Source organism: Paraburkholderia kururiensis, assembly GCF_034424375.1.
In the GTDB taxonomy this organism is placed as follows: domain Bacteria; phylum Pseudomonadota; class Gammaproteobacteria; order Burkholderiales; family Burkholderiaceae; genus Paraburkholderia; species Paraburkholderia kururiensis_A.
Genome location: NZ_CP139965.1, coordinates 420,349 through 447,329, shown reverse-complemented (window position 1 = coordinate 447,329; position 26,981 = coordinate 420,349). Strand labels below are relative to the sequence as shown.

Annotated in this window: 21 protein-coding genes; 15 read left to right on the top strand and 6 right to left on the bottom strand. The window is 64.3% G+C overall.

The annotated features are described in order from the left end of the window. Nucleotides 1-10: 10 nt before the first annotated feature. From U0042_RS02085 to U0042_RS02065, 5 genes are all read left to right on the top strand, one after another. Complete coding sequence (locus U0042_RS02085) at nt 11-856, top strand: helix-turn-helix domain-containing protein (RefSeq protein ID WP_157977783.1); 846 nt, start codon at nt 11-13, stop codon at nt 854-856. Nucleotides 857-1,092: 236 nt separating this feature from the next. Then, nucleotides 1,093-2,397 (top strand): MFS transporter, encoded by a 1,305-nt coding sequence (locus U0042_RS02080; protein ID WP_114809645.1) that lies wholly within the window; start codon nt 1,093-1,095, stop codon nt 2,395-2,397. A gap of 116 nt (nt 2,398-2,513) precedes the next feature. Beyond that, entirely contained in the window at nt 2,514-4,067 is a 1,554-nt protein-coding gene (locus U0042_RS02075; RefSeq protein WP_114809644.1) for a methyl-accepting chemotaxis protein, read from the top strand. Between the two features lie 166 nt (nt 4,068-4,233). Beyond that, complete coding sequence (locus tag U0042_RS02070) at nt 4,234-5,145, top strand: LysR family transcriptional regulator (RefSeq protein ID WP_114810042.1); 912 nt, start codon at nt 4,234-4,236, stop codon at nt 5,143-5,145. A gap of 158 nt (nt 5,146-5,303) precedes the next feature. After that, complete coding sequence (locus tag U0042_RS02065) at nt 5,304-5,861, top strand: carboxymuconolactone decarboxylase family protein (RefSeq protein ID WP_114809643.1); 558 nt, start codon at nt 5,304-5,306, stop codon at nt 5,859-5,861. Nucleotides 5,862-6,013: 152 nt separating this feature from the next. On the opposite strand, the gene U0042_RS02060 is transcribed toward U0042_RS02065, so the two are convergent. After that, entirely contained in the window at nt 6,014-6,592 is a 579-nt protein-coding gene (locus U0042_RS02060; RefSeq protein WP_114809642.1) for a TetR/AcrR family transcriptional regulator, read from the bottom strand. Nucleotides 6,593-6,774: 182 nt separating this feature from the next. On the opposite strand from U0042_RS02060, the gene U0042_RS02055 reads away from it, so the two are divergent. Beyond that, nucleotides 6,775-8,214, top strand: coding sequence for an alpha/beta fold hydrolase (locus U0042_RS02055; protein ID WP_114809641.1), 1,440 nt, complete (start codon nt 6,775-6,777; stop codon nt 8,212-8,214). Between the two features lie 270 nt (nt 8,215-8,484). Here U0042_RS02055 and U0042_RS02050 read toward each other — a convergent pair whose 3' ends face one another. Continuing rightward, nucleotides 8,485-9,393, bottom strand: a complete 909-nt coding sequence (locus U0042_RS02050) for a LysR family transcriptional regulator (protein WP_114809640.1) — start codon at nt 9,391-9,393, stop codon at nt 8,485-8,487. A 143-nt stretch (nt 9,394-9,536) separates the two neighbouring features. Here U0042_RS02050 and U0042_RS02045 point away from each other — a divergent pair, with 143 nt between their 5' ends. Beyond that, nucleotides 9,537-10,301 carry an SDR family oxidoreductase gene (locus tag U0042_RS02045; protein ID WP_114810041.1) on the top strand — a complete coding sequence of 255 codons (765 nt, stop codon included), beginning with the start codon at nt 9,537-9,539 and terminating at the stop codon, nt 10,299-10,301. A gap of 93 nt (nt 10,302-10,394) precedes the next feature. On the opposite strand, the gene U0042_RS02040 is transcribed toward U0042_RS02045, so the two are convergent. Continuing rightward, a complete protein-coding gene (locus U0042_RS02040; protein WP_114809639.1) occupies nt 10,395-11,207 on the bottom strand; it encodes a class I SAM-dependent methyltransferase in 813 nt (270 codons plus the stop codon). A 302-nt stretch (nt 11,208-11,509) separates the two neighbouring features. On the opposite strand from U0042_RS02040, the gene U0042_RS02035 reads away from it, so the two are divergent. From U0042_RS02035 to U0042_RS02005, 7 genes are all read left to right on the top strand, one after another. Next, nucleotides 11,510-12,688: an ImmA/IrrE family metallo-endopeptidase gene (locus U0042_RS02035; protein WP_114809638.1), complete on the top strand. Its 1,179-nt coding sequence runs from the start codon at nt 11,510-11,512 to the stop codon at nt 12,686-12,688. Further along, a complete protein-coding gene (locus U0042_RS02030; RefSeq protein ID WP_114809637.1) occupies nt 12,685-13,209 on the top strand; it encodes a DUF4411 family protein in 525 nt (174 codons plus the stop codon). The genes U0042_RS02035 and U0042_RS02030 overlap by 4 nt, the downstream gene beginning before the upstream one ends. Before the next feature lie 316 nt (nt 13,210-13,525). Beyond that, complete coding sequence (locus U0042_RS02025; RefSeq protein WP_198665233.1) at nt 13,526-14,788, top strand: MFS transporter; 1,263 nt, start codon at nt 13,526-13,528, stop codon at nt 14,786-14,788. 178 nt (nt 14,789-14,966) lie between these two features. Then, nucleotides 14,967-16,478, top strand: a complete 1,512-nt coding sequence (locus tag U0042_RS02020; protein WP_114809636.1) for a sugar ABC transporter ATP-binding protein — start codon at nt 14,967-14,969, stop codon at nt 16,476-16,478. A 30-nt stretch (nt 16,479-16,508) separates the two neighbouring features. Further along, entirely contained in the window at nt 16,509-17,519 is a 1,011-nt protein-coding gene (locus U0042_RS02015; RefSeq protein ID WP_114809635.1) for an ABC transporter permease, read from the top strand. Between the two features lie 97 nt (nt 17,520-17,616). Next, on the top strand, nt 17,617-18,564 hold the full coding sequence (locus U0042_RS02010; RefSeq protein WP_114809634.1) for an ABC transporter substrate-binding protein: 948 nt from the start codon (nt 17,617-17,619) through the stop codon (nt 18,562-18,564). Between the two features lie 140 nt (nt 18,565-18,704). Beyond that, complete coding sequence (locus U0042_RS02005; protein WP_114810039.1) at nt 18,705-20,003, top strand: L-fuconate dehydratase; 1,299 nt, start codon at nt 18,705-18,707, stop codon at nt 20,001-20,003. Between the two features lie 15 nt (nt 20,004-20,018). Here U0042_RS02005 and U0042_RS02000 read toward each other — a convergent pair whose 3' ends face one another. Continuing rightward, nucleotides 20,019-20,951, bottom strand: coding sequence for a LysR family transcriptional regulator (locus U0042_RS02000; protein WP_114809633.1), 933 nt, complete (start codon nt 20,949-20,951; stop codon nt 20,019-20,021). Between the two features lie 122 nt (nt 20,952-21,073). Between U0042_RS02000 and U0042_RS01995 the strand changes: the two genes are divergently transcribed. Beyond that, on the top strand, nt 21,074-22,495 hold the full coding sequence (locus tag U0042_RS01995; RefSeq protein ID WP_114809632.1) for an MFS transporter: 1,422 nt from the start codon (nt 21,074-21,076) through the stop codon (nt 22,493-22,495). A 34-nt stretch (nt 22,496-22,529) separates the two neighbouring features. Here the strand turns inward: U0042_RS01995 and U0042_RS01990 are convergent, their stop codons facing one another. Beyond that, a complete protein-coding gene (locus U0042_RS01990) occupies nt 22,530-23,540 on the bottom strand; it encodes a response regulator (RefSeq protein ID WP_232833253.1) in 1,011 nt (336 codons plus the stop codon). Beyond that, the gene (locus U0042_RS01985; protein ID WP_114809631.1) at nt 23,503-26,931 is read right to left on the bottom strand and encodes an ATP-binding protein; all 3,429 of its coding nucleotides are present in this window, start codon (nt 26,929-26,931) and stop codon (nt 23,503-23,505) included. The genes U0042_RS01990 and U0042_RS01985 overlap by 38 nt, the downstream gene beginning before the upstream one ends. Nucleotides 26,932-26,981 lie beyond the last annotated feature (50 nt).

The window sequence follows — 26,981 nt, the reverse complement described above, 5'->3', positions numbered from 1 at the left end:
AGGCATTCCTATGAATTGCGCCGACGCGCGGGACACCGATTCCCCCACCGCCTCCCCCATTGCGCTGCCGCGCCTGCCCGAACTGCCGCAGCTCGTGAACATGGTGGACGCGCTCGCGCCCGTGCTGTGCGCGGTCGGCACGCCGCAGTTCGTGGCGAGCCTGTACGAGTGCGTGGTGCGTTTCGTGGACTGCGACGCGCTGCATCTGGAGCGCAGCAGCGCCGATTCGCCCGCCTTCGAGGTGGACTGGATCGGCAGCCACGGCACGCGTCCCGACGACATCCGCCGCATCATGCAGATCTACTTTGACCGCTTCGTGCAGCGCGACAAGGCCGTCATGCGACAGGAGCGCGGCGAAGACATCACGCTCACGCAGATCTCCGTGTACGGCATAGAAGACGGCGAACTGCGCCACAAGGTCTACGACGCGGGCGACATTCACGACGAGTGCATGCTCACACGTACCACGCAGGGCGAAAGCTATCTGATCTCGGTGTGCCGCTCGCGACGGCTTCCGGCGTTTTCGATTCGCGAGCTGAGCGTGCTGCGGCAACTGGGTCACCTGCTGTTGCCGCTGGCGGCGTTGCATGGCCGCATGCCGGACGCGGCACAAGGCACCGCGCCGGCTCGCGCCTCAGGCTCGGATGCGCTTGCCGCGTATTTCGCCGGGCAGCGCGTGAGTCTCTCGTCGCGCGAGGCGACGGTGTGCCGCGCGTTCCTGCAAGGCATGACCACGGACTCGGTGGCCCGCACCCTGGGTGTCAAGCAGTCGACGGTGGAAACCTACGCGCGGCGTGCGTTCGCGAAGCTCGGCGTGGCCTCGCGGCGGGAGTTGCTGGCGCTGGTTTATGCGTGAAGCGAGGCACAGGGGCGTGGTGCCTCGTGGCGAACACATGGCTTCGCACCGTCCGACGCCATTCGGCGGCCGCCCGATATGTCCCGACTAAATAGCCTGACTACATAAACGCCGGGCACATTCATTCCCCGGCTTTTTTGCGGGTAAACCCCGGTCACAGCGCGTTCTTCGGTCGATATAGTTTTACTATTCGAGGCCGTCGCACCCACGACAACGGCCCGTCAACTGGAGACGGAATGGACGACAACATGACGGCCGCGCAGCCCGCGGCCACGGCGGGACGCATTGCGAACCTGCGCTGGACAGTACTCTTCTGGCTGCTCGTGGGCGGCATCATCAACTACCTGGACCGCGCGAGCCTTTCCATTGCCGCACCGGAAATGATTCGCGAGCTGGGCCTCACGCGCACGGACATCGGCCTGCTCGGCACCGTATTCGCGTGGACCTACGCCGTCATGCAACTGCCGGCGGGCTGGATCGTGGACCGCTTCGGCGCCAAACGCGCCTACGCCGTGGGCATGATCTGGTGGAGCGTGGCCACGTACCTGACCGGCGTGGTGGGCGCGCTCTCGGGGCTCGTCGTGATGCGCGTGCTGCTCGCCATAGGCGAAGCACCGTGCTGGCCCACGGCGGCCAAGATCACGTCGGTGTGGTTTCCGGGCAAGGAGCGCAGCTTCGCGACCGGCATCTGGGATTCCTCCTCGAAGTGGGGCCCGGCGCTCGCGCCCGCGTTGCTGGTCGCGCTCATGGCTGCGTTCGGCTGGCGCGCGCTCTTTCACGTGACGGGCGCGGCCGGCATCGTGTTCGCGCTGCTGTTCCTCGCGTTCTACCGGAATCCGCGCGAGAGCAAGCGGCTTACGCGCGCCGAATTCGCGCATATCGAGGCGGGCGGCGGCGGCCACGAACGCGCGCTGGGTCAGGGCTCGCATCGCGCGTGGTCGGCGCTCTTCAGGCAGCGCAGCGTGTGGGGCATGATCCTCGGCTACTTCTGCGCCATCTGGTTGTGGAATCTCTTTCTCGTGTTTCTGCCGCTGTATCTGCTCGACCGCTTCCATGTGACCTTCGCGCAGCTCGGGCTGTACGCGGCCGTGCCGTGGGTGGGCGGCGCGCTGGGTGAAATTGCGGGCGGTTATCTCACGCGCCAGCTGGTGGACAGACGCGTGGCGACGCCCATCGGCGCGAAGCGCGCCATGCTGGTGACCTGCGCGATAGGCGCGGCGGCGTGCGCCGTGGCGATGCCGTTCGTCGCCTCGCTCAACGGCACGCTCGTGGCCACCACGCTCGGGCTCGCGTTCATTGCGGCGATGATCGGCAGCGCGTGGGCGCTTGCCGCGGACATCGCGCCGCCGCCGCTCGTGGCGTCGGTGTCGTCCATCCAGAACTTCGGCGGCTACTTCGGTGGCGCGTTTTCGCCGGTGGTGGCGGGCTATCTGGTGGACCACACCGGCTCGTATGCCATTGCGCTGGTGAGCGGCGGCCTGATTGCGGGCTGCGCCGCGCTCTTTTACGGCCTCATGGTGCGCAAGCCCGTGCCGGCGTGACCGACGGGCAGAGGCGGCGCGGCCTCTGCCTCTGCCTTTGCCTTTGCCCCGCGCTCAAGCCCCGAAGAACTGCGCCGTTAACGTAGTTATCTGACAACTTCAGGACTTGACGCGGCATGCGCAACATAACGGTTCGAACCAGCCTCCTCGTCGTACTCGTCATCTTCGGCGCGATGATTCTCGTGGGCGGCGTGATGGGGGTGGTCGCGTTGAAGCTCGCGAACGGGAACGCCCAGCGTCTGCACGAGATTGCGAGCCAGACGATTCTCGCCAACGACGGCTACAAGGACAGCACCCGCACGCGGGCCGCGATGGTTCGGGCCTACTCCGCGCTCAAGGAGCAGAAGGACACCGCCACGCGCGATTCGGCGCTGCAAAGCGCGAAGAAGACCTTCGACCTTTCCGCCGCGGAAACGCAGGCGCTGCGTCAGGCGCCGGCTATCGAAGGCGTGCCTGACGAGTTGAAGCAGCAGCTCGTGGATTCGTCCACGCAGCTTGCCGCGGTGCTCGCGCGTGCTTCCGACGCGCTGCGCAACGGCGACACGGCCGCCTATGCCGACATCAACGGCCGCGAGATCACGCCGGCGGGCGCGGCGTATTCGGCGAGCGTCGAGAAGTTTCAGCGCCTCGCCAACCAGCTTTCGCAGGACACGCTCGCGCAAGGCAACGTGACCTACCAGTGGATTGTCGGCATGGTGTTCGTGGGCGTGGGCCTCGCGCTTGTGCTCATCGTGGTGACGCACTTCGCGTTGCGGCGCACGGTGTGCGCGCCACTGGCCGAGGCCGCGGGGCTGCTGGACCGCATGGCATCCAACGACCTGACCGTGCGCGTGCCCGAGGCCGGCCGCAGCGAGATCGGCCAGCTGTTCGCCGCGATGCTGCGCATGCAGTCGGGCCTCTCGCATACCGTGGCCGGCGTGCGCGACAGCTGCGAGGAGATTCACCGCGCCGCGCGCGAGATCGCGGCGGGCAATCTCGATCTGTCGAGCCGCACCGAGCAGCAATCGGCGTCGCTCGAAGAGACGGCGGCCAGCATGGAGCAACTGACCTCCACGGTGAAGCAGAACGCCGGCAACGCGTCGCAGGCGAGCGCGCTCGCCACGGGCGCCGCCGACCTCGCACAGCGCGGCGGCGACGTGGTGGGCCGCGCGGTGCGCACCATGAGCGACATCAGCGGCAGCTCGCAGAAGATCGCCGAGATCACGGGCATGATCGACAGCATCGCGTTTCAGACCAACATTCTCGCGTTGAACGCGGCCGTGGAGTCCGCACGCGCGGGCGAACAGGGACGCGGCTTCGCGGTGGTGGCAGGCGAAGTGCGGGCGCTCGCGCAGCGCAGCGCGAAGGCCGCGCAGGAGATCAAGACGCTGATCGCCCAATCCATGGACGACGTGCGCAACGGCAACGACCTCGTCACGCAGGCCGGTCAGACGATGAACGAGATCGTGGACGCCGTGCGCAACGTGGCCACCATCATGAGCGAAATCACCACGGCCACGTCCGAGCAGACCGCCGGCATCGAGCAGGTAGGCCTCGCCGTGGGCCAGATGGACCAGGTGACGCAGCAAAACGCGGCGCTCGTGGAAGAGGCCGCCGCAGCGGCCAGTTCGCTGGAGCAGCAGGCGCAGTCGATGAAGGACGCGGTGTCGGCGTTTCGGTTGGTGAGGTAGGTTGGGCCACGAGTTTTTTTGTCGGCCGGCTGCCGCCGTACGATAGCGCCGCGACACCGCGCGCCGGCCGTCTTTCGGCGGCGGGACGTACATCGCCGACGATGTTTCATTGGTAACGATGTTATGTTGCCTGTTCGCCGCCACATTTCATTGAATGGAAGATCAGGTGGACAGACTCGAAGCCATGTCGATCGTGCTGCTCACGATCGAAAAAGGTAGTCTCACGGCGGCCGCGAAGGCGTTGAATATGCCGCTTCCGACCGTGAGCCGGAAGGTCACCGAACTCGAAGCGTATCTCGGCACAAAATTGCTGCATCGGTCGACGCGCAAGCTGACTTTGACCGATGCGGGCGAGGCTTACGTCGGGTCGATCAAACGCATCATGCAGGACATCGAGGAAGTCGAACGCGCCGCGGCCGGCGAGTACACCACCCCACGCGGAGAGTTGGTTCTCACTGCGCCCGTACTGTTCGGCGATATGTACATGTTGCCCATCGTCACGGACTTTCTCGCGGCCTATCCCGAGATCAACGTCCGCCTGCTTCTCTCCGACCGCAATCTTCATCTCTACGACGACCACGTCGATATGGCGGTCCGCATTGGCACCCTGCCGGACAGCAACATGATCGCCACGCGGGTCGGCACGATGGATACGCTGGTGTGCGCTTCGCCGGACCTGCTGGCCGCGCACGGCGTACCGAAACACCCCGGTGACCTGGAAAGGCTTCCGTGTGTCGTCTTTGCCGGCCCCTCCACCACTGCCTGGTGGTTCCGCGATCCTGCAACCAGACGCGATTTCGACGTCAAGATCCAGCCGCGGCTCGCGGTGACCACGGCCGAGGCTGCCGTGCAGGCCGCGCTTCGCCACACGGGTTTCACGAGGGTCTACCGCTACCACTGCGATGCCGCGCTGGGCGCAGGGGCGCTTGTCCACGTCCTGCGGAAGTTCGATGTCCAGTCGATTCCGGTGAGCCTCATCCACGGTGAGCGCGGACTGTTGCCGCTCAAGATGCGGGTCTTTCTCGATTTCGCTGCCGACCGGTTACGGTCCGCCATGTCGGCGCTCGGTCAGGCCTGATGCGTGGTCGCTGCGTCGAATCCTCTTTTTTGCCGTCGAACCATACTTTCGCCGTATGGAAGGTCGGTTCTCGAAAATAGCCAATTATTGTTTTGAGCGGAAGTCCCTACTATGCCTCCTACCGAAGCCACAGTGGCTCGGATCAACGGAGAAATCTCATGGCCCGCCTTCCCATTCCCTCGAAAGAAGCCGCACCCGCCAAAGCGCAACCGATCCTCGCGAACTACGAAAAAGTGCTCGGCGTGATTCCGAACTTCTTCGCGCTGATCTCGCAATCGCCCGACGCCCTGAAAGCGATCGCCGACATGCACGGGACGCTCGGCAAGAGCCTCGGTCACAAGACCCGCGAACGCATCCACGTGATGACGGCCGAGGTGAACGGCTGCAACTATTGCCTGTCGGCGCACACGTATCTGGGCGCGAAGCTGCAAGGTCTCACGCCGGAAGACATGGAACTCAACCGCGACGGCCATTCGACCGATGCCAAGGCCGACGTCGCGCTGCAGTTCGCCTACAAGGTCGCGACGTCGCGCGGTCACATCGAGGACGCGGATGTCGAAGCCGTGCGTGCTGCGGGTTACACCGACGAACAGATCGTGGACATCGTCGCCGAAACGGCGTTCAGCTTTATCACCAATCTGTTCAACAACACGTTCAAGACCGACATCGACGCGACGTTCCCGCCGCTTCGGACCCGCGCTCGCCAGGCGGCCTGAAGTCCGGATGGAGCGGGCACCGGTATCGGCATCGGCGTTCGCCCCTCCAGGATCGATGGTTGATGGCTCCGTTCCGACCATGCGCGACTTGTCATGTGCGCGTGGTCGGTCGGAACGCTTTTAAGGTGATACGCGGATCGCCGCACATCGATCTATTCGGACGTGCGATCGGTGCTGTCCTTTGCGAGTTCGGTCAATGCGGCCATCGCGCGCTTGTACGGTCCGATATCCCCGTTTGCAGCCTGCAGAATGAGTGCCCCTTGCAGGCGCGCCACCCAGTCTTCCGCGAAATGCCGCGCCCGTACCGGCGACATGCCGCTTTCACGCGCCAGCGCTTCGATCGCGTCGATCCAGTGCGAAAACGCCTGTAGCAGACCCTGCTTCGCAACCGTGCCGATGTCCGATGTCGCGAGTTGACCGAGCAGGCACGGCGTGCGTCCACCCAGGTAGAGCTGGTCCAGTGCCGCCACGATCTTGCGGATGCGGGTTCTCAACGCGCCGGCCGACCGTGCCGCGCCCAGGATTTCGCTATCGATCATCGCCGTTGCGCGCTCCAGTACCGCCTCGGCCATCTGTTGCTTCCCCTCGGGGAAATGGTGATAGAGGCTCGATTTGCCGAGGCCGGTTGCGCTCGACAGATCGGTAATCGATGCCCCCTCGAACCCGCGGTCCCTGAACACTGTGAACAGCCGGTCGATGATTTCGTCCTTCGATGCCTGAGCGGTGGCCATGGTTCTTTTGCCTCTTCAAAAAAACTGATCGTTCGGTACAGACGGAAAGGGTAAGGCGCCATGATCCATAAATCAATCCTTGACATGCGCATCTTCACCTACTACTGTACCGATCGTTCGGTACAGTGAATTCGCGCAGTCGATTCAGACCGACGCCTCTTTCCGTGATCCAGGAGAACTCGATGTCCACGCTCGCCACGTATCAAACCGTTTCCGTCGCCGACCGCCGCACCGGCACCGCCGTCAACCTGTTCTACCGCGAAGCGGGGCAGAAGGACGCGCCTGCCGTGCTGCTGCTGCACGGTTTCCCGACTTCGAGCCATCAGTACCGCGGGCTGATCGACCGTCTGGCCGACAAGTACCGCGTGATCGCGCCGGATCTGCCCGGTTTCGGTTTTTCGGATGCACCGGACGCGAAGACGTTCGGCTATACCTTCGACCACCTCGCCGAAGTGATCGAAAGCTTCACCGATACGATCGGCCTGACGCGCTACGCGTTGTACGTGTTCGACTACGGCGCGCCGGTGGGCTTTCGCCTCGCAGCGTCGCGCCCTGACCGCGTGTCCGCGCTCGTCTCGCAGAACGGCAACGCCTATGAGGAAGGTCTGAGCGAAGGGTGGAACCCGATACGCGCCTATTGGGAAGAACCGTCCGATGCCAACCGTGCGCAGTTGCGCAGCCTGCTGGCGGCAGGAACCACGCGGTTCCAGTACGAACACGGCGAGGCCGATACGTCGCATATCGCGCCGGAGAGCTACACGCTCGACCAGCATTTTCTCGATCGCGCGGGCAACGACGAGATCCAGCTCGACCTGTTCGGCGACTACAAGGCGAACGTCGCCGCCTATCCGCGCTTCCATGAATATTTCCGCACGCATCGTCCGCCGACGCTCGCCGTGTGGGGCCGGAACGATCCGTTCTTCCTGCCGGCAGGGGCTGAAGCGTTCCGGCGCGACATTCCCGATGCGGAGGTGCGTTTCATCGAGGCTGGGCACTTCCCCCTCGAATCGCATCTGGACGAAGTGGCCGGCATCATTCGGGCATTCTTCGCGCGGACACTCGACGTTGCACAAGGGCCGGCATTGTTCGGTGCACTGAATGACGTGCCGGCGTCGGATGAAACCAGGCCGCTATTCGACGCCATGCGCGGCGTGTTTGGTTTCGTGCCCAATCTCGGCCATGCCCTCGCGGTCGAGCCGCCGGTGCTCTCCGCATACCTGGCCTGGCTCCATTCGCTCGGTACAACTTCGCTCGATGCGGTGGCGCAGCAGGTCGCCATGGCCGCGGCAAGCAGTGCGAATGCCGCCGACTATGGCGTGGCCGTTCATGCGACGCTCGCCGGCAAACTCGGCGCATCGGCGGACGTGGTCGATGCACTGCGCAGCGGTAGCGTGCTCGCCGATCCGAAGCTTGAGGCCGTGCGTCAGTTTGCGACGGCCATCGCGTCGAAGCGCACGCAGGTATCGGATAGCGACGTCAACGCGCTGAAGGCGGCGGGTTTCGATCGTCGTGCGGCGGTGGCGATTGCGATGGCCGTGGCGGGCAAGACGCTCGTCAACACGGTCGCGCACCTGTCGCGGGTCGAGATCGACGCCGGCTTTCAGCCGGGTGCCGCGGTCTGACGTGCCGCGTGGAGGCGGCAGCGAATGGCCGCCCCGACGTAGCTTTGCGGATGGCGGCAGGCGTGGGGTGCCGTCCGCCATCTGCAAACTGACGCCCCATCCACGTATCCGAACATCGACTTCCATCGATATCGATGCTTGGAATCATGAACGGCAAGCGAGTGCGGACGCGCATCGTCACTTAGCGGTTCGCTTCAGAGCACGCAAACCTGTCACGCGTAACCGATACCCCAAGCGCGAAAAACACGGCCCCCTCACCGCAAAAAAACCTCACTCCCTATCCCACGGCGGCACCCCGCCAAACGCCTCGGCCAGAAAATCGATCATCGCGCGAATCTTTGCGCTGAGATGCCGGCGGCTCGGGTACAGCGCGAGTACGTCGATGTCGGGCAAGCGGTACTCCGGCAGGATCTGCACGAGCTTGCCGGCGCGCAGGTCGTTGCCCACCAGAAACGTGGGTTGCCAGATCACGCCTTGCCCCGCGAGCGCCGCGGCGCGTGTGGTATCGCCGTTGTTGCTGCGCATGAGGTAGTTGACCTTCACGGCGTGCGCCTTGCCCTTGCTGTCGATGAGTTGCCATTCGTCGCCGGTGGCGGCGTACAGGTAGCCGATGCATCGATGCCCGGCGAGGTCAGCCGGCGTCGCAGGGGAGCCGCAACGTTTCAGGTAATCGGGCGAGGCGCACACGATGTTTCGCGACGTCGCGAGCTTGCGCGCCGCGTGGTTCGTCGAGCCTGTGCGTGAAATGCGAATGGCGAGGTCGTAGCCTTCGTCCACGATATCGACCACGCGGTCGATCAGCGCAACGTCGAGTTCCACGCGCGGATACCGGCGCATGAACTCGGGCCACAGCGGCGCCAGATGCAGAATGCCGAAGCTCACGGGCGCATTGATGCGCAGCCGTCCGCGCGGTTCCACCGACGCGGACGACACGAGCCCTTCGGTTTCCACCACGTCGTCGAGGATCGACTTGCAGCGCGCGTAAAGCGTTTCGCCGCCTTCGGTGAGCGAGAGTTTGCGCGAGGTGCGGTTGATGAGACGGGTGCCCAGATGCGCTTCCAGCTCGTTCACGTAGCGCGTCACGTTGGCGGGCGACGTTTCGAGCGCATCGGCTGCGCGCGTGAAGCTGCCGCGGCTCACTACGGTCACGAAGACTTCATAGGCACGCAGTCGGTCCATATCCGTCTCCGATCATTCAAGTTTGCTGAATGATATACCCACGTTTTATGCCTTCTTGTGCCGGATGCCCGCGCCTATAGTGCTGCTCACCGGCTGGGGCATGGGGCTCCTGCCAGCACAGCACACTGCAGCAGGAGATGAACATGCAACGCTTGACCGGAAAAGTCGCCATCGTGACGGGCGCCAGCGCGGGAATTGGCCGTGCCACCGCGAAACTGTTCGCCGCGGAAGGCGCAAAAGTGGTGGTGGCGGCGCGCCGCGCATCCGAACTCGAAACGCTCGTTGCGGAGATTGCGCGCGAAGACGGCGAGGCCGCGTTTCTCGCGGGCGACGTGCAGTCCGAAGAGTTCGCAAAAGCGCTGGTCGATCTCGCCGTAAGTCGCTTCGGCCGCCTCGACATCGCCTACAACAACGCGGGCACGCTGGGCGAAATGGGGCCGAGCACGGGCGTGTCCGAGGCGGGCTGGTCCGCCACGCTCGCCACCAATCTGACCAGTGCCTTCCTCGGCGCGAAGCATCAGATTCCGCAGATGGTGAAGCAGGGAGGCGGGTCGATCATCTTCACGTCCACCTTCGTCGGCTATTCGTTCGCGTTTCCGGGTAGCGCCGCCTACGCGGCGAGCAAGTCGGGTTTGATCGGCCTCACGCAGGCGCTAGCCGCCGAGTACGGGCCGCAAGGCGTGCGCGTGAACGCCGTGCTGCCCGGCGCCGTGGACACGCCGATGTACCGCGGCATGAACGACACCGCCGAATCGCAGGCCTTCGTGACGGGGCTGCATGCGCTCAAGCGCGTGGCACAGCCGGAGGAACTGGCGCGCTCGGTGCTATATCTCGCCTCCGACGATTCGTCGTTCGTGACGGGTACCGCTTCGCTGGTGGATGGCGGCGTGTCGATCACGCGGACCTGAAGCGCGCTTCGTGGTGCGGATGAGGGCTTCTGGGTTTGCCTCTGCTTGTGCCTCTGCTTCTGCCTCTGCTTCTGCCTGGCCGTGCAGTGCCCTCTATCGTGTCGCCACGATCACGTGCGCCTGAATCTTGCCGGCCACCGGGCCGTTGCCGTAGCGGCCGGCAAGCGCCTGGGCGGCACGCTGCGTAGCGAATTCGAGCAGGCGGGCGTCGCGGGCCTCGATTTCGTTGCGCAGCGGTGTGCCCTGGCAATACGCGATGGCGACGCCGTGTGCCGAGGCCGCGCGACTCAATTTCTCCTGCGTCTCGATCGTTATCGTGGTGAAGCCCGCTCGACTCAAGTCGTCGCGAATCAGCGCGACGTCGTAATAGCCGTGCGGCGTGCGGGCGAGGAACCGCGGCGGGTCGTGCGGAAACACGGTGGCCAGTGCGCGCGTGATCTCGTCGGCAAAGGCGTTCTTTTCGATGCGGTCCCACACGTTGAACACAAAGCGGCCGCCCGGCTCGAGTACACGACGCGCCTCGGCATAACCCGCTACGCGGTCCGGAAAGAACATCGCGCCGAACTGGCAGCAGACCACGTCGAAGGCGGCATCGTCGAACGGCAGGTGAAGCGCGTCGGCCTGCTTCCACTCGATGCGGCTGTCTGCGCCTTGCCGCTCGGCGGCATAGTCGAGCATAGGCTGGTTGAGGTCGGTCACCACGTAGCGTGCATTCGCGCCGAGCCTGGGTGCCAGCGCCCGCGTGACCGCGCCGCTGCCTGCGGCCGTTTCAAGCACCGAGCCGGGCGACGAAGCCGCGACGAGCGCGGCCAGGTCGGCAGCGTAGCCCTCGAAGATGAGGGGCACCATCAGCGTGTCGTAGAACTTCGGGATGGAGCCTGAAAACACCTTGTCGCGCTCGGTCATGATGCCTCCTTGAAGGCACGCAATGTGCCGTCGGGCACGCGCTGCGAACTGCGCATGGGCGAACGATGAGCTATGGTGGGTGCGCGCAGTGGGCGCGTCAATGCGTGATCTGCGAACGTTTGGGTCGGGTTTGGATTATGGGGCGGGTGCGATCGGACTGAGCGTTCCCCGTGATCATCGATGAACCATTTTTCTACGCGGTGCGGCGTTGTACGGCAGAGGCTGGCTCCTTTGCTCTGTGATAACCTTTGGCGCTATACGCTCAAAATTCTCGCTGTAACCAAGTATCGGATTCAACCAAGATGCCGCAGGTAAATCCCCAAATTCTCGTCTGGGCTAGAGAAACTGCTGGCCTCAGCATTGACGGGGCTGCCAAATCGTTGCAGCTCGGCGGTGCTCGGCAAAGTGGCACCGAAGCGCTGGGAGAGTATGAGAAGGGTACGAGGGCTCCGAGCCGCCCCCTGCTTCTCAAGATGGCGAAGGTCTATCGCCGGCCCCTTCTTACGTTCTATCTCCCGCAACCTCCTGTGAAAAGCGAACGGGGTGAGGACTTCCGAACGCTTCCCGGCGGCCGTGCATTCGAAAGTGCCCCCACACTGGATGCTCTCGTTCGAGATGTGTTTGTCCGCCAACGTCTGGTGAAATCTATTCTCGAAGACACGGACGAGGCCGAGCCCTTGAATTTCGTCGGTAGTATGACGTTGGGCCAGCCCGTGGACTATGTTGCCAAGGTGATCTGCAAACGACTCTCGTTTGACCTGAACGAGTTTCGGCGCAAAAGAACCGTGGAAGAGTCGTTTAGTTACATGCGCGGGCTGACGGAGCAACTCGGCGTCTTTGTGCTTCTGATTGGCAATCTTGGCACGCATCACACGGCACTTAGCACAGACGTTTTCAGAGGGTTCGCGTTGGCAGAAAAAGTAGCGCCCTTTATCGTTGTCAATGATCAGGACGCGAAAGTAGCGTGGTCGTTCACCTTGCTCCACGAGTTGGCTCATATCTGGCTTGGACGTACGGGTTTAAGCGGGGCTGATTTCGAACAAAAGATCGAACAGTTCTGTAATGACATCGCAAGTGAAATTCTTTTGCCTGAAGCCGAGATAGACGACCTTGGTCCGTTGGGGGACGACCGGCAGAAAATAATGTCGGCTATCAGCGATTTCGCGAGTCGACGTAAGGTAAGTCGCACCTTGGTTGCGTATCGACTGCTGAAACGTCGCAAAATCCATCGCAATCAGTGGGCGGATCTTACGGAGGAGTTTCGCCGAAGCTGGGAGGCGGAGCGGGCCAAGAAGAAGGAAGAAGCGGCGGACGCAGCAGGAGGTCCAAACTACTACGTGGTGAAACGACACCGGGTCGGCAATGCGCTTGTTGAGGTTACACGTAGAGCGATAGCAGAGGGTTTCGTGACGCCCACCAAAGCGGGCCGAATTTTGGGGGTTAAGCCCGCCAATGTTCAGGCGTTGGTAGCGCCAGCATGAAGATTTACCTCCTCGACGCTAACGTACTGATCACAGCCAACCGGGATTACTACTCAATGGAGATGGTGCCGGTGTTCTGGGAATGGCTGTTGTACATGGCCGAGTGCGGACGTGTGAAGATGCCGATCGAGACGTTGGAGGAGGTTCGCGACGGTGGCGGTAAAGCAAAAAAAGACGCCTTGGTGACATGGCTCAATCGCGCGGAGGTTTATGAGGGACTCCTTTTACAAGAAGATGCTGCTCCAGAACTCGTTGCTTCTGTCATAGCGAAAGGCTACGCACCTGACCTCGATGAGACGGAGCTCGAGACAGTCGGAAGGGATCCGTTCTTGATAGCGTACGCCGTAGCGGACCCCGACAATCGCGTCGTGGTGTCAATCGAAGTGTCCGCACCGGCTAAAAAACGAGCGAACCGGCGGGTGCCGGACGTCTGCCGCGACAATGGCGTTTCTGTATGCAACACTTTCACGATGCTGCGAGAACTCGGCTTCACGACGGCTTGGACTAAGCCGGGGGCGTAGCGGCACGAGCGTTGATTCGGTATCCACCTCGCTGTCCACATCCGCCTCACTTCGCCGACGCTGCGTCCGACGGGCTCGGTCGCCTTGCTAACGCAGTGGGGGGCTGACCAAAATGATCGCTTCAAGACAACTGCTATCGGGAAGTAGTGCGGTGCGCGACCGAGTGGCTCTATCACTCGCCGTGGCGTCTTCGACTTAAGCGTCGGCTGCGATTCGACAACCGCCCGTCGCAGATCCACGAGCCCGGGTTTCACCCTGTCGATTTCACCCCATCCCATTCGTCATCGTCATACGAACCCGACGAAAGGAGGCACCCATGCGGCAGCACAACGAGCATCGCGTTTCCACAGAAGCCGGCTCCCACCCCGACCGCAGCCGCTACCGCTGGACCATCGTGATCGCCGGCGCCGTCATGACCTGCGTGGCGATTGGCGCGATGTTCTCGCTCGCCATCTTTCTCGCGCCCATCACCGCCGACACGGGCTGGTCGCGCGCCGGTATTTCGAGCGGCATGACGCTCAACTTCCTCGTGATGGGCGTAAGCGGTTTCGGCTGGGGCGCGCTCAGCGACCGGCTCGGCGCGCGGCCCGTGGTGCTGGCGGGCGCCGTGTTGCTGGGGCTCGCGCTCACGCTTGCGAGCCGCGCGCAGTCGCTCGTGCAGTTTCAACTGGCTTACGGCGTGCTGGTCGGCGTGGCGGCGAGCGCGTTCTTCGCGCCGATGATGGCGGCCACCGCCGCCTGGTTCGACCGGCAGCGCAGCCTCGCGGTGTCGCTCGTATCGGCCGGCATGGGCGTGGCGCCGATGACCATTTCGCCGCTCGCCCGCTGGCTGGTGTCGGCCTACGACTGGCGCACGGCCATGCTGCTGGTCGGGGTGCTCGCGTGGGCGCTGCTGTTGCCGGCGGCGCTTCTGGTGCGCCGTCCACCGGCGGCGCCCATTGCCGACGCAGCGGCGGCCATGCCATTTGCCGAGGCGCACGGCATGCGCGGCATCGACGCATTGCGCACCCGCCAGTTCCTCGCGCTGGGCCTCACCTACTTCGCGTGCTGCGCCGCGCATTCAGGGCCCATCTTCCACATGGTGAGCTACGCGATGCTCTGCGGCATCGCGCCAATGGCAGCGGTGAGCATCTACAGCGTGGAGGGTTTGGCGGGTCTGGGTGGCCGCTTGTTGCTCGGCGTGCTCGCGGACCGCTTCGGCGTGAAGCCCGTACTCATTGCCGGGCTTCTCGTGCAGGCCGTGGTGATCAGCGGTTATCTGTTTGCTCGCCGGCTGGAATCGTTTTATGCGCTCGCGCTGATTTTCGGTTCGGCATACGGCGGTGTCATGCCGCTTTACGCAGTGCTTGCGCGCGAGTACTTCGGAACGCGAATCATCGGGACAGTGCTGGGCGCAGCGACCCTGCTTTCCAGCATGGGCATGGCGCTCGGACCTGTGATGGGCGGCTGGATCTTCGACTTCTCCGGGCGCTACACGTGGCTCTATCTCGGCTCGTCGCTGGTGGGGCTGGGCGCCGTCGCCATTGCGCTTGCGTTTCCGCCGTTGCCGGACCGCGAGCGGTCGGCGCAGTTCGCGTAGCGCTGCGGCGTTGCACAACGACTCGCGCGACCCGCGCAGCGTCGGTCGCTATGCCCTTTCCAATGGCCTGGATTTTCTCGTGCCGTGCCGTCCTATCGAGGATTTCCGCAGCTTGAGCCGCTGCCGTGCAGCGTCGTAGAATCGCTGCACATTGCCCTGGGGGAGCCTCCTACGCGCCATGATCCCGCTCATTTCCGTTACGAAGCTCAGCAAGAGTTTTCCCGGCGTGAGGGCGCTTCATGAAGTCCAGTTCGAGCTCATGGCCGGCGAGGTCCACGCGCTGATGGGCGAAAACGGCGCGGGTAAATCGACGCTCATGAAGATTCTCGCGGGCGTCTATACGCGCGACAGCGGCGACATGCTCTACGACGGCGAGCCTGTCCACTTTCAGAGTCCGCGCGAAGCGCAGGCGCGCGGCATCGGCATCATTCATCAGGAACTCCAGCTGATGAATCACCTCACTGTCGCGCAGAACATGTTCATTGGCCGCGAGCCGCGCAAGGGCTTCGGCGTGTTTCTCGACGAAGAGCGGCTCAATGCGCAGGCACGCGAAATTCTCGCGCGCATGCACGTGAAGATCGATCCGCGTGCCGTCGTCGGTTCGCTCACGGTCGCGAAGCAGCAGATGGTGGAGATTGCGAAGGCGCTGTCGTTCGATTCCCGCGTGCTCATCATGGACGAACCCACCTCCGCGCTCAACGACGCCGAGATTGCCGAACTCTTTCGCATCATTCGCCAGTTGAAGAGCCGCGGCGTGGGCGTGATCTACATTTCCCACAAGATGGACGAGCTCAAGCAGATCGCGGACCGCGTCACGGTGATGCGCGACGGCGAATATGTGGCGACCGTGAGCGCGCAGGAAACGAGCGTGGAAACCATCATCGGCATGATGGTGGGCCGCACGCTGACCGACGTGGCGCCGCCCGACAGCGCAGCGAGCAAAGGCGAAGTGGCGCTCGAAGTGAAGCGGCTGAACGCCGGCCCGCTCGTGAAAGACGTGAGCTTTACGCTGCACAAAGGCGAGATACTCGGCTTCGCCGGTTTGATGGGCGCGGGCCGCACGGAAGTGGCGCGCGCCGTGTTCGGCGCGGACCCGGTGGAGTCGGGCGAGATCGTCGTGAAAGGCGCGAAGGCCACCATCAAGCGGCCCAGCGACGTCGTGCGCCACGGCATCGGCTACCTCTCCGAAGACCGCAAGCGCTTTGGGCTGGCCACCGCCATGGACGTCGAAGCGAACATCGTGATGTCGAACCTGCGCAGGTTCCTCGCGTTCAACTTCTTCCTGCGTCGCGCGCAGATTCGCAAGACCGCATCGCATTTCATCCGCCTGCTGGCCATTCGCACGCCGTCGGCCGCGCAGGAAGTGCGGCTGCTTTCGGGCGGCAACCAGCAGAAGGTGGTCATTGCGAAATGGCTGGAGCGTGATTGCGACGTGCTGTTCTTCGACGAACCCACGCGCGGCATCGACGTGGGCGCGAAGACCGAGATCTACAAGCTGCTGCGCGCGCTGGCGGCGCAGGGCAAGGCGATTGTGATGATCTCGTCGGAATTGCCCGAGATTCTGCGCATGAGCGATCGCATCGTCGTGATGTGCGAGGGCCGCATTACCGGCGAGCTTCTGGCGAACGAGGCCACGCAGGAGCGCATCATGCAGCTCGCCACGCAGCGCGAAACGTTGAAAGCGGCGTAAGCAAAAAGAACTTCGTGAGAGGTCCATGACATGACAGTGCCTACGGAAGGTTCAACGCTTGGCGACGAGCGGCGGCCATCGGGCGTGAAGGCGCTCAGGGCGCGCATCTTCGCGCCCGCGGCGCTGCAGAAGATGCTCGCGTTCGCAAGCCTGATCCTGCTGCTGCTGTTCTTCAGCTTCGCGTCGCCGGCTTTCATGCAGATGGACAACATCCTCGGCATTCTGCAGGCGACCGCGGTGAACGGCGTGCTCGCCATCGCGTCCACGTTCGTCATCATCACGGGCGGCATCGATCTTTCCGTGGGCACGTTGATGACCTTCACGGCCGTGATCTGCGGCGTGTTCCTTACGTTCTGGCACCTGCCGATGTGGATCGGCGTGCTGGCGGCCATCGGCACGGGTGCGCTCACGGCGAAGATGAAGATTCCGCCGTTCATCGCCACGCTCGGCATGATGCTGTTGTTGAAGGGGCTGTCGCTCGTCATCTCGTCGGACAAGCCCATCTATTTCACCGACACCGAAAACTTCTACATGATTTCGCAGGACTCGCTGATCGGTTATCTGCTGCCCAGCGTGCCCGTGCCGAACGCGGTGTTGATCCTGTTCTTCCTCGCCATCGTGAGTTCCATCACGCTCAATCGCACGGCGCTTGGGCGCTATACGTTCGCGCTGGGCAGCAACGAGGAAGCGGTGCGCCTCTCGGGCGTGAACGTGGACCGCTGGAAGATCGCCATCTATGGCCTGGGCGGTGCGATTTGCGGCATCGCGGGCTTGCTCATCGCTTCGCGTCTGAATTCCGCGCAGCCCGCGCTCGGGCAGGGCTGCGAACTCGAGGCGATTGCGGCGGTGGTGATCGGCGGTACGTCGTTGAGCGGCGGCTCGGGCACGATTCTCGGCACCATCATCGGCGCGTTCATCATGAGCGTGCTGACCAACGGCCTGCGCATCATGTCCGTCGCGCAGGAATGGCAGATCGTGGTGACGGGGCTCATCATCATTCTCGCCGTGTACGCCGACATCCTGCGGCGCAGGAAGCGGTGACGCGCGCGGTGCATCTGGAAGAACTCGAAGATAGGGAGCGGGTCAGCGCTCCCCCATACGGCTGGAGGTTGATAGCCCACCTTAGGAGGAGATGTCCATGTTGAGAACGAAAAGAAGCGTGGTCGGCGTCGTGACCGGGATCGGCATGCTCGTGGCGGGAGCGGGCATGGCACATGCTGAGGAACCCTACATTCCGCTCATCTCGAAGGGCTTCCAGCATCAGTTCTGGCAGGCCGTGAAAGCGGGCGCGGAAGAATCGGCGAAGGCGCACAACGTGCGCATCACGTTCGAAGGCCCGGAAACGGAGGCCATGGTGGACAAGCAGATCGACATGCTCTCCGCCGCGCTTGCGAAGAAGCCCCAGGCGCTGGGCATTGCGGCGCTGGACAGCAAGGCCGCGATTCCGCTGCTCAAGCGCGCCCAGGCATCGAAGATTCCCGTGATCGCGTTCGATTCGGGCGTGGATAGCGACATCCCGCTCACCACCTGCGCAACGGACAACCTCGCGGCCGCCGCCCTTGCTGCCGACAAGATGGCCGGCATGATCGGCAATGCGGGCGAAGTGGGCGTGATCGTGCACGACCAGACGAGCCGCACGGGCATCGACCGGCGCGACGGCTTTCTCAACGAGATGAAGGCGAAGCACCCGAACGTGAAGATCGTTTCGGTGCAGTACGGCGGCGGGGACCACCTGAAATCCGCGGAAATCGCCAAGGCCATGATCGAATCGCACCCGAATCTCAAGGGCATCTTCGGCGCCAACGAAGGGTCGGCGGAGGGCGCTGCCATTGGCGTGAAGGAGTCGGGCAAGAAGCTCGTGCTGATTGGCTACGACTCGGGCAAGGAACAGAAGGACGACATCAACTCGGGACTCATGGCGGGCGCCATTACGCAGAACCCGGTCGGGATCGGCAAATGCGTGGTGGACTCTGCCGTGAAGGCACTGAAAGGCGAGAAGCTGCCGAAGAAGGTGGACACGGGCTTCTACTGGTACGACAAGAGCAACATGACGGACCCGAAGATTGCCGCGGTGCTCTACGACTGAGCACCATCGCCGAACACGCGGCACGAGAGGTAGGGCGGCAGGCCCTTCCTCTCATTCGATTTCACGCCATCCGTATGCGCCCACGCGCGGCGTCGACATGCGGATGATCGACCATGGCGGTTGTTGCGGAGAATGCCCAGATGACGACGATTACACGGCTGTCCGTGCGGGACATCCGCTTTCCGACTTCGCGCTCGCTCGACGGCTCCGACGCGATGAACGCGGCGCCCGACTATTCGGCCACCTACGTCACGCTCGAAACCGATTCGCCGCAGGGCTTCACAGGACACGGCCTGACCTTCACGATCGGGCGCGGCAACGAAATCTGCGTGAGTGCCGTGCAGGCGCTGGCGCCGTTGATCGTCGGCAAGTCGCTCGAACAGATTACGGCGAACATGGGCGCCTTCTGGCACGAGTTCACCTCGGACAGCCAGTTGCGATGGATCGGCCCGGACAAGGGCGCCATTCATCTGGCCACAGCCGCCGTGGTGAATGCCGTGTGGGACCTGTGGGCGAAGGCCGAAGGCAAGCCGGTGTGGAAGCTGCTGGTGGACATGCGCCCCGAGGAACTGGTGCGTTGCCTCGACTTCCGTTACGTAACGGACGCCATCACACCGCATGAAGCCATCGCGCTACTGCATCGCCATGCAGCGACGCGAGCCGTGCGCGAACAGGAGATGCTCGCGCACGGCTACCCGGCGTACACCACGTCCGCAGGCTGGCTGGGCTACGACGACGACAAGATCCGGCGGCTCGCGCGCGAAGGCATTGCGCAAGGCTGGACGCACTTCAAGCAGAAGGTGGGCGGCAATATCGAAGAAGACGTGCGGCGTGCCCGCATTCTGCGCGAAGAAATAGGCGAGCGCTGCAAGCTGATGATGGACGCGAACCAGGTATGGGACGTCGACGAAGCCGTGACCCACATGCGGCGCCTGGCCGAATTCGACCCGTGGTGGATCGAAGAGCCGACGAGCCCCGACGACATTCTCGGTCACGCGGCCATTCGCCGGCGCATTGCACCCATCGGCGTGGCCACCGGCGAGCACTGCCATAACCGCGTGATGTTCAAGCAACTCCTGCAAGCGCAAGCCATCGACTTTTGCCAGGTGGACAGCTGCCGCCTGGGCGGCCTGAACGAAGTGATCGTCGTGCTGCTCATGGCCGCGAAATACGGCGTGCCTGTGTGTCCGCATGCGGGCGGCGTGGGATTGTGCGAGTACGTGCAGCACATTTCGCTGTTCGACTACATCTGCGTGTCGGCGTCGCTGGACAATCGCGTGCTCGAATATGTGGACCATCTGCACGAGCATTTCGTCGATCCCGTGGTGATCCGCAATGGCCGTTATATGCCGCCGCAGCGGCCGGGCTATGGCATCGAGATGCACGCGGCGTCGCTCGAACGGCATCGGTTTCCTGATGGGCCAGTGTGGCAGGGGTGAGGGGTGTTGCCGGGCTCATCGGTTTGAATGACCCGCTGCGGGCCGGCCGGCACCGAATCGCTCGACCACGAAGTCGATGAAGCTGCGAAGCTTCGGCGACGTTTGGCGCTCGGGCAGATACAGCAGATTGAGCGGCCTCTCGGGAGCAGGAAAGCCGGGCAGTACCTCGACCATGCGCTTCGCGCGAATATCGCCGCCCACCAGAATGCCGGGCAGCATGGCGATGCCGAGGCCGCCCAGCACAGCGCGGCGCAATGCCTCGGCGTTGTCGATCCTGAGCTTGCCGTCGACGGCGATGCTCAGTGGTCCCTCCGGTCCGTGAAAGGTCCATTCGGGCTGCGCGGCGTGCCACTCCGAGCGCGGCGGATAGGCATAGGTCAGGCACTGATGCGAGGCCAGCGACTCGGGCGTGGAAGGCACGCCGTTCGCCTTCAGGTAAGCGGGCGACGCGCACAGCACGAGCCGATACGGCGCGAGAGGGCGCGCCACCACGTCGGGATTGCGCAGCGTGCCGATGCGGATGGCCGCTTCGAAACCATCGTCGATCAGATCCGACAGCGAATCCGTCGCCACGATGTCCAGCTTCACTTCGGGATAGCGGCTGCAATAGTCGGCCATGGCCGGAACCAGGCATTCGTTGCTGAAGACGACAGGCGCCGTCACGCGCAGCCGTCCGCGCGGCGTCGCGAGATGATCGAGCGCGAGGCGTTCCGAGTCGTCGACGAGCCCCAGAATGTCGACGCATCGCTCGTAATACGCCTGCCCGAATGCGCTGACCTGCTGCTTGCGCGTGGTGCGGTGAATCAGCCGCGTGCCGAGCCGCGCCTCCAGCGCCTGAAGATGATTGCCGACCATGGTGGGCGACAGATCGCAGGCCACCGCTGCCGCCGTGAGGCTGCCCGTTTCGACCACGCGCACGAAGACGGTCATCGCTTTGAGAAGGTCCATTGCCCCATATTAGTGGGTTCTGTTGCAACCTGCCCTGCGTTTATCAAGCCGGGCTGCGGGAATAGAGTGGCGTGCACGATGAGCGGATCGCCCGGTCCGCATCGCTTTTTGCGCAGACCACGATGCACAGAGACCTCGACTCGTTCACGCCGTCACCACGCCTCGCCCTGCTCGCGACGAGCCTCGGCTTCGTCATCATCTGTCTCGACGTGACGGTCGTGAACGTCGCGCTTGCACGCATTCGCGCGAGCCTTGCCGTCGATGCCACGGCGCTCGAATGGGTCGTCAACGCTTATACGCTGGCGTTTGCGAGCCTTCTGCTCAGTGCCGGCGCGCTGGCCGACCGGCTGGGCGCGCGGCGCGTGTTCGTGAGCGGCTTCGCGGTGTTCACGTGTGCGTCCGTGGGATGCGGTTTGTCGTCCGGCGCGGCGATGCTCGTCACGTCGCGCGTGTTGCAGGGCGTGGGTGCCGCGCTGTGCGTGCCGTCGTCGCTGGCGTTGCTGGGCGCCGCATTTCCCGAGGCGCGTGCGCGCGCGAAGGCCGTAAGCGTCTGGGCAGGCACGGCGGCGCTCGCGCTGGGCGCTGGGCCGCTCGTGGGCGGCGTGCTGGTGGACCGTTTCGGCTGGCAGGCCATCTTCCTCATCAACGTGCCGGTGGGTGTGGCCGGTATCTGGCTCACCCTGCGCCATGCACCGGATACGGTTCGGCAAGCCGCGCGCCGTATCGATCTATTGGGGCAGACGCTCGCAGTTGTCACGCTCGCTGCGCTCACGTATGCCGTGGTCGAAAGCGGAAGGCTGGGGTGGACGAGCCTTACGGTCATGACGGGACTCGTCTGTTCGCTCGCGACAGGTGTGCTGTTTGTGATCGTGGAAGCGCGGCAGGCGCAACCGCTGCTGCCGCTCGCCCTGTTTCGCAACGCTGCGGTCAACGTAAGCGCGTTGACAGGACTCTCGCTGAACTTCGGTTACTACGGGCTCATGTTCGCAATGAGCCTGTTTTTCCAGAACGTGCGCAACGACACGCCGCTCGAAACGGGCCTCGCCTTCCTGCCGATGACGGCCGTCGTCACCGTTGCGAATATCGCTTCGGGCGCGCTCACCGCGCGGTTCGGATACCGGCTTCCGATGATCGCGGGTCAGGTGCTCGCCGCGGTGGGGTATGGGTCGCTCGTGTTCGTTCACGCCGACAGCAGCGCGCTCGTTGTCTCGCTGCCGTTGCTCGCGGTGGGCGTGGGCGTGGCGCTCGCCGTGCCGTCCATCAACACGGCGGTGCTGGCGCATGTGGGGCCGTCTTCGTTCGGCATTGCGTCCGGCGTGCTGAATACCGCGCGTCAGATTGGCGGTGTGCTCGGTGTGGGCATGTTCGGTTCGCTGACCGGCGTGGCGGCGCGTGAGTGGGTAAGTGGATTGCACGTGGCGGTGGCGCTCGCGGCGGGGATGACGCTCTTCACCGCGGTGATTGCCGCGGTGAGCCTGGAGGCGTCGCGTTCAACGGCACGCGCCGGCACGTGCGCCGCGCGAGCCGTTCGTAGCGTGGATTAAGCGCACGACGACAGGCCACGATCGCGGCAAAACGCTACGAGCGGTCCAGCGTCTTCACCACAAGCGCTGCCGCAGCCGCACGCGTTTCCACGTGCAGCTTGCGGAACAGATGTTCGAGATGCTTGTTCACCGTGCGGGCCGCCATGCCCAGAATGTCGCCGATGTCGCGATTGGTCTTGCCGCGCGATACCCACAGCAGCACTTCGGCCTCGCGCGCCGTCAGTGCGAAGCGTTCGACGAGCGCGTCGCGATGCGCGGCGTCGTCCACTTCGGTGAGGATCACGATCCATTCGCCCGGCTCGGGCGCGGGCGCCACGGTTGCCGAACGCCGCACGTCGCCCTCCGTGAATTCGTGCACGGCCTTGGTGGGGCAGCCGCGCGCAAGCCAGTCTGCGAACCAGCCGCGCAGCGTGGGCGGCAATCGTGGTGGCGCGATGGCTTCGTCGGACGGTTGCCCGTCGCGTGCACGATACGCTTCGATCTGCCGCGCGGCCTGCGGGCTCTGCCAGCGGATCGTGCCGTCTGCGGCAACGACGAGCGCGGCGCGCGTTTCCAGCGACAGCGCCGCGTTCGCATAAAGCTGCGCGCGCGAGCGCCGCACGTGTGCGCCGATGCGCGCGCAGACTTCCTCGGGCCGCACCGGCTTCGTCACGTAGTCGATGCCGCCCACGCGAAAGCCGCGCACCACGTGTTCGCTCTCCGTCAACGCCGTCATGAAGATCACGGGCAAGTGCTCGTGCCGACTGTCCTGCTTCATGCGCGTGCAGGTTTCGAAGCCGTCCATGTTGGGCATCATCGCGTCGAGCAGCACGACGTCGGGCGTCACGCGCGCAAGGCACTTCAATGCCGCTTCGCCGCTCAACGCGACGAGCACGGCGTAGCCGTGCGCCTGCAACGTATCGGAGAGGAATGCCAGGTTGTCGGGCGTGTCGTCCACGATCAGCACGACGGGCCGGTTGCCGAGCCACGCGGGCGGCTCGCCCAGGTCGGCGCGACCATCGCTCGCGTCATGCAGTGCGGCTGCCGGGCAGTCTGTCGAGTTCATTCTCTAGGTCCCTTAGCTGAAAGCGCTCGGCCAGTGCGCGCAGGGCGTCGACCTGGCCGCGCAGGGCAGGGTAAGCGGCGCGCGCCGCGTCGAGCTGTTCGACCACGCCTTGCACGTAGCCCACGTCGAGATGCGCGCGAATGCGTTGCAGAACCGGCTCGGGCAATGCAAGCCGCGCTTCGGTACGAACCGGGCTCGCTGCGTCGGCGAAGGTTGGCGCGGGCGAGGCGATCCACTCGATTGCGAGTAGTTGCGCGAGCTTGTCGAGCAGCACGTTCACCTGCAACGGCTTCACGAGATAGCCGGCGCAACCGGTGGCGCCGGCGCGCTCGCGGTCGTCGGCGAATGCGTTGGCGGAGAGCAGCACGATAGGCGCGCTCGACAACTGGTTCTCGCCGATGATGCGGCTGGTCTCGTAGCCGTCCATGAGCGGCATGGAGATGTCCATGATGATGGCGTCGGCAGCGTGCGTGCCGAGCCAGCGCAGCGCGTCGGGGCCGCTCGCCGCTTCGGCCACGTCGAAGCCGAGCGGCGTGAGCAATTGCGCAACGATGCCGCGCTGGTCCGCCAGATCGTCCACCACCAGAATCGTGCGGCGTGCGCCCGCGTAGCCCTGAATGGCCGCGAGTTCGGTGCGCGCGTCGGCCGCGCTGTGTACCGCGGGCGCGAACAGTTTCACCACGAAGCGCGTGCCGCGGCCCACTTCGCTGTCCACGTCGAGGCTGCCGCCCAGCGCATGCGTGAGCAGACGGCAGATCGTGAGGCCGAGGCCCGCGCCGTGATCGTGCGCGTGCGCCGCTTCGCCGCGCTCGAAGGGCAGAAAGAGCCGTTCCATTTCGGCGGCGGGAATGCCGGGGCCCGTGTCGACCACTTCGAATTTCAGCGTGTCGAGCGCGTGGCTCACGCGTAGCGTGACCTTGCCGGCGGACGTGAAGCGGATCGCGTTGCCGATCAGGTTGGTCAGAATCTGCCCCATACATTTCTGGTCGGACTTCACGGTGGCGGGCAACCGTCCGATAGTCTGCACCTCGAACGACAACGCTTTTTCCAGCGCCTGCGGGCGCAGCATGGACGTGACGTGCGCGACGAAGTCGGCAAGCGGCACTTTCGTGATGTTGAGTTGCAGCTTGCCGGCCTCGATGCGCGCGACGTCGAGCAAGCCGTCCACCAGCGCAAGCAGATGTTCGCCGCTGCGGTGGATGGTGCGCACGGCGTTGTAGCGCAACGGCGAGAGTTCGTCTTTCGCCTGCAGCAGCAATTGCGCGTAACCGAGGATGCTGTTGAGCGGCGTGCGCAGTTCGTGACTGAGGCCCGACACATAGCGACTCTTCGCCTGGTTCGCCGATTCGGCGGCAGCGGTTGCGCGCTTGAGCGCCGCGTCGGTTTTCTGGTGCGCGTCGATCTCCTGCATCAATAGCTCGTTTTGCCGTTGCGATTCTTCCTGCGTGACGCGCCGGCTTTCGCGCTCCAGCACGAACCACCAGGCCGCGATGCAGCCCACCAGCGAAAGCGCGAAAAAGATCTTGAGGAAGCTGCCGGCAATGGCCTGCCCTGCTGGCGAATCCGCCGCGGCCAGCGACGTGATGCTCTGCGACCAGATCAGATAGAGCACGCTGGCCAGCACTGTAAGCATCGCGAGTACGAGACTCGCGTAGTGGACGAGCCGCATTGCCGCCGGCCCGAGCCGTGCACGCGGAAATACGCGGTGCAACGCGAGATCGACCTGCGTGGCGAGGCGCGCGTGCGGCTTGCAACGATCGTGGCAGCGCGAGTCGAGTGAACAGCAGAGCGAGCAGATCGTGCCGCCGTAAGCGGGGCAATGCGCGGTGTCGTCGGGCTCGAAGGTGTTTTCGCAGATCGCGCAGCGCAGCGACGTTGCGTCGCCCGTGGGCTGCGAGGCGCGCGCGAGGTAATAGCGCCCGCGTGTGGCGATGGCGAGCAGCGGCGCGCAGACGAACGCCACGCCGAGCGCGATGAACGGCGACATGGCTTCCCCCAGCGCGCCGAATGCGCCGCCGTGGGCCAGCATGCCGACGGCCGCGGCAATCAGCATGGCGCCCACGCCCACGGGGTTCACGTCATAGAGATGCGCGCGCTTGAACTCGATGTAGCGCGGGCTATAGCCGAGCGGCTTGTTGACCACGAGGTCGGCGAAGAGGGCGCCTATCCAGGCTATCGCCACGTTCGCGTAGAGCGAGAGCACCTTGCCGATGGCGTCGAACACGCCCATCTCCACCAGCAGCAGCGCAATCATGACGTTGAAGACGAGCCACACCACGCGCCCAGGGTGACTGTGCGTGAGCCGCGCGAAGAAGTTCGACCACGCGAGCGAGCCCGCGTAAGCGTTTGTCACGTTGATCTTCAACTGCGAAACGATGACGAACAACGTCATGGCCGGCAGCGCCCAATTGGCGAGTCCCATGCGATCGAGCAACTGGTGATACGCGACGAGATACATCTGCGTGGGCTGTGCCGCGTGCGCGATATCCACTTCGTACTGGATCGCGACGAACGCGAGAAACGCGCCGCCCAGCATCTTGAGCGCACCGGGCACGATCCAGCCCGGCCCGGCGGAAAGCAGCGCGAGCCACCAGCGTATGCGGTTCTTTTCGGTGAGCGGCGGCAGGAAGCGCAGGTAGTCCACCTGCTCGCCCACCTGCACGATCAGCGCGAACACCACGGTCGCGGCTTGGCCGAAGGCGATGAGGCTGAACGCGCGGCCTTGCGGCGCGAAGCCCGCGAACGTGGTCCATTGGGCAACGAGGCCCGGATGCTGCCACAGTACGGCTGCGTAGGGCAGCACGAACAGCACGAGCCAGAGCGGCTGCGTCCAGCTTTGCAGACGGTTGATGAGCGTAACGCCGAACATCACGATCGGAATCACGACGAGCGAACTCAGCACGTAGGCGATGGCGAGCGAGATATGAAAGTACAGCTGCAACGCGAGCGCCATGATGGCCGCTTCGAGCGCGAAAAAAATGAACGTGAAGATCGCGTAGAACAGCGACGTGACGGTGGAGCCGATATAGCCGAAGCCCGCGCCGCGCGTGAGCAGGTCCATGTCCACGCCGTAGCGCGCCGCGTAATAGCTGATGGGCAGGCTCGTCAGATAGATCAGCACCGAGACGGCCGCGATGGCCCAGAACGCGTTGGTGAACCCGTAGTTGATGACGAGGCTGCCGCCTATCGCTTCCAGCACGAGAAACGACACCGCGCCGATGGCCGTATTCGCGACGCGCAGCTCCGACCAGCGGCGAAACGAACGCGGCGTGAAGCGCAGCGCGTAGTCCTCGAGCGTTTCGTCGCCGACCCACGCGTTGTAGTCGCGCCGAACCTTGACGATGCGCTGCGTGCCGGGCGCGCGTACTGAACTCTGGTGCATCTGGGACATGAAGATGATCCGGATTGGTGCCCGACAGGTGCCGCATGGGCCCGCAAGCG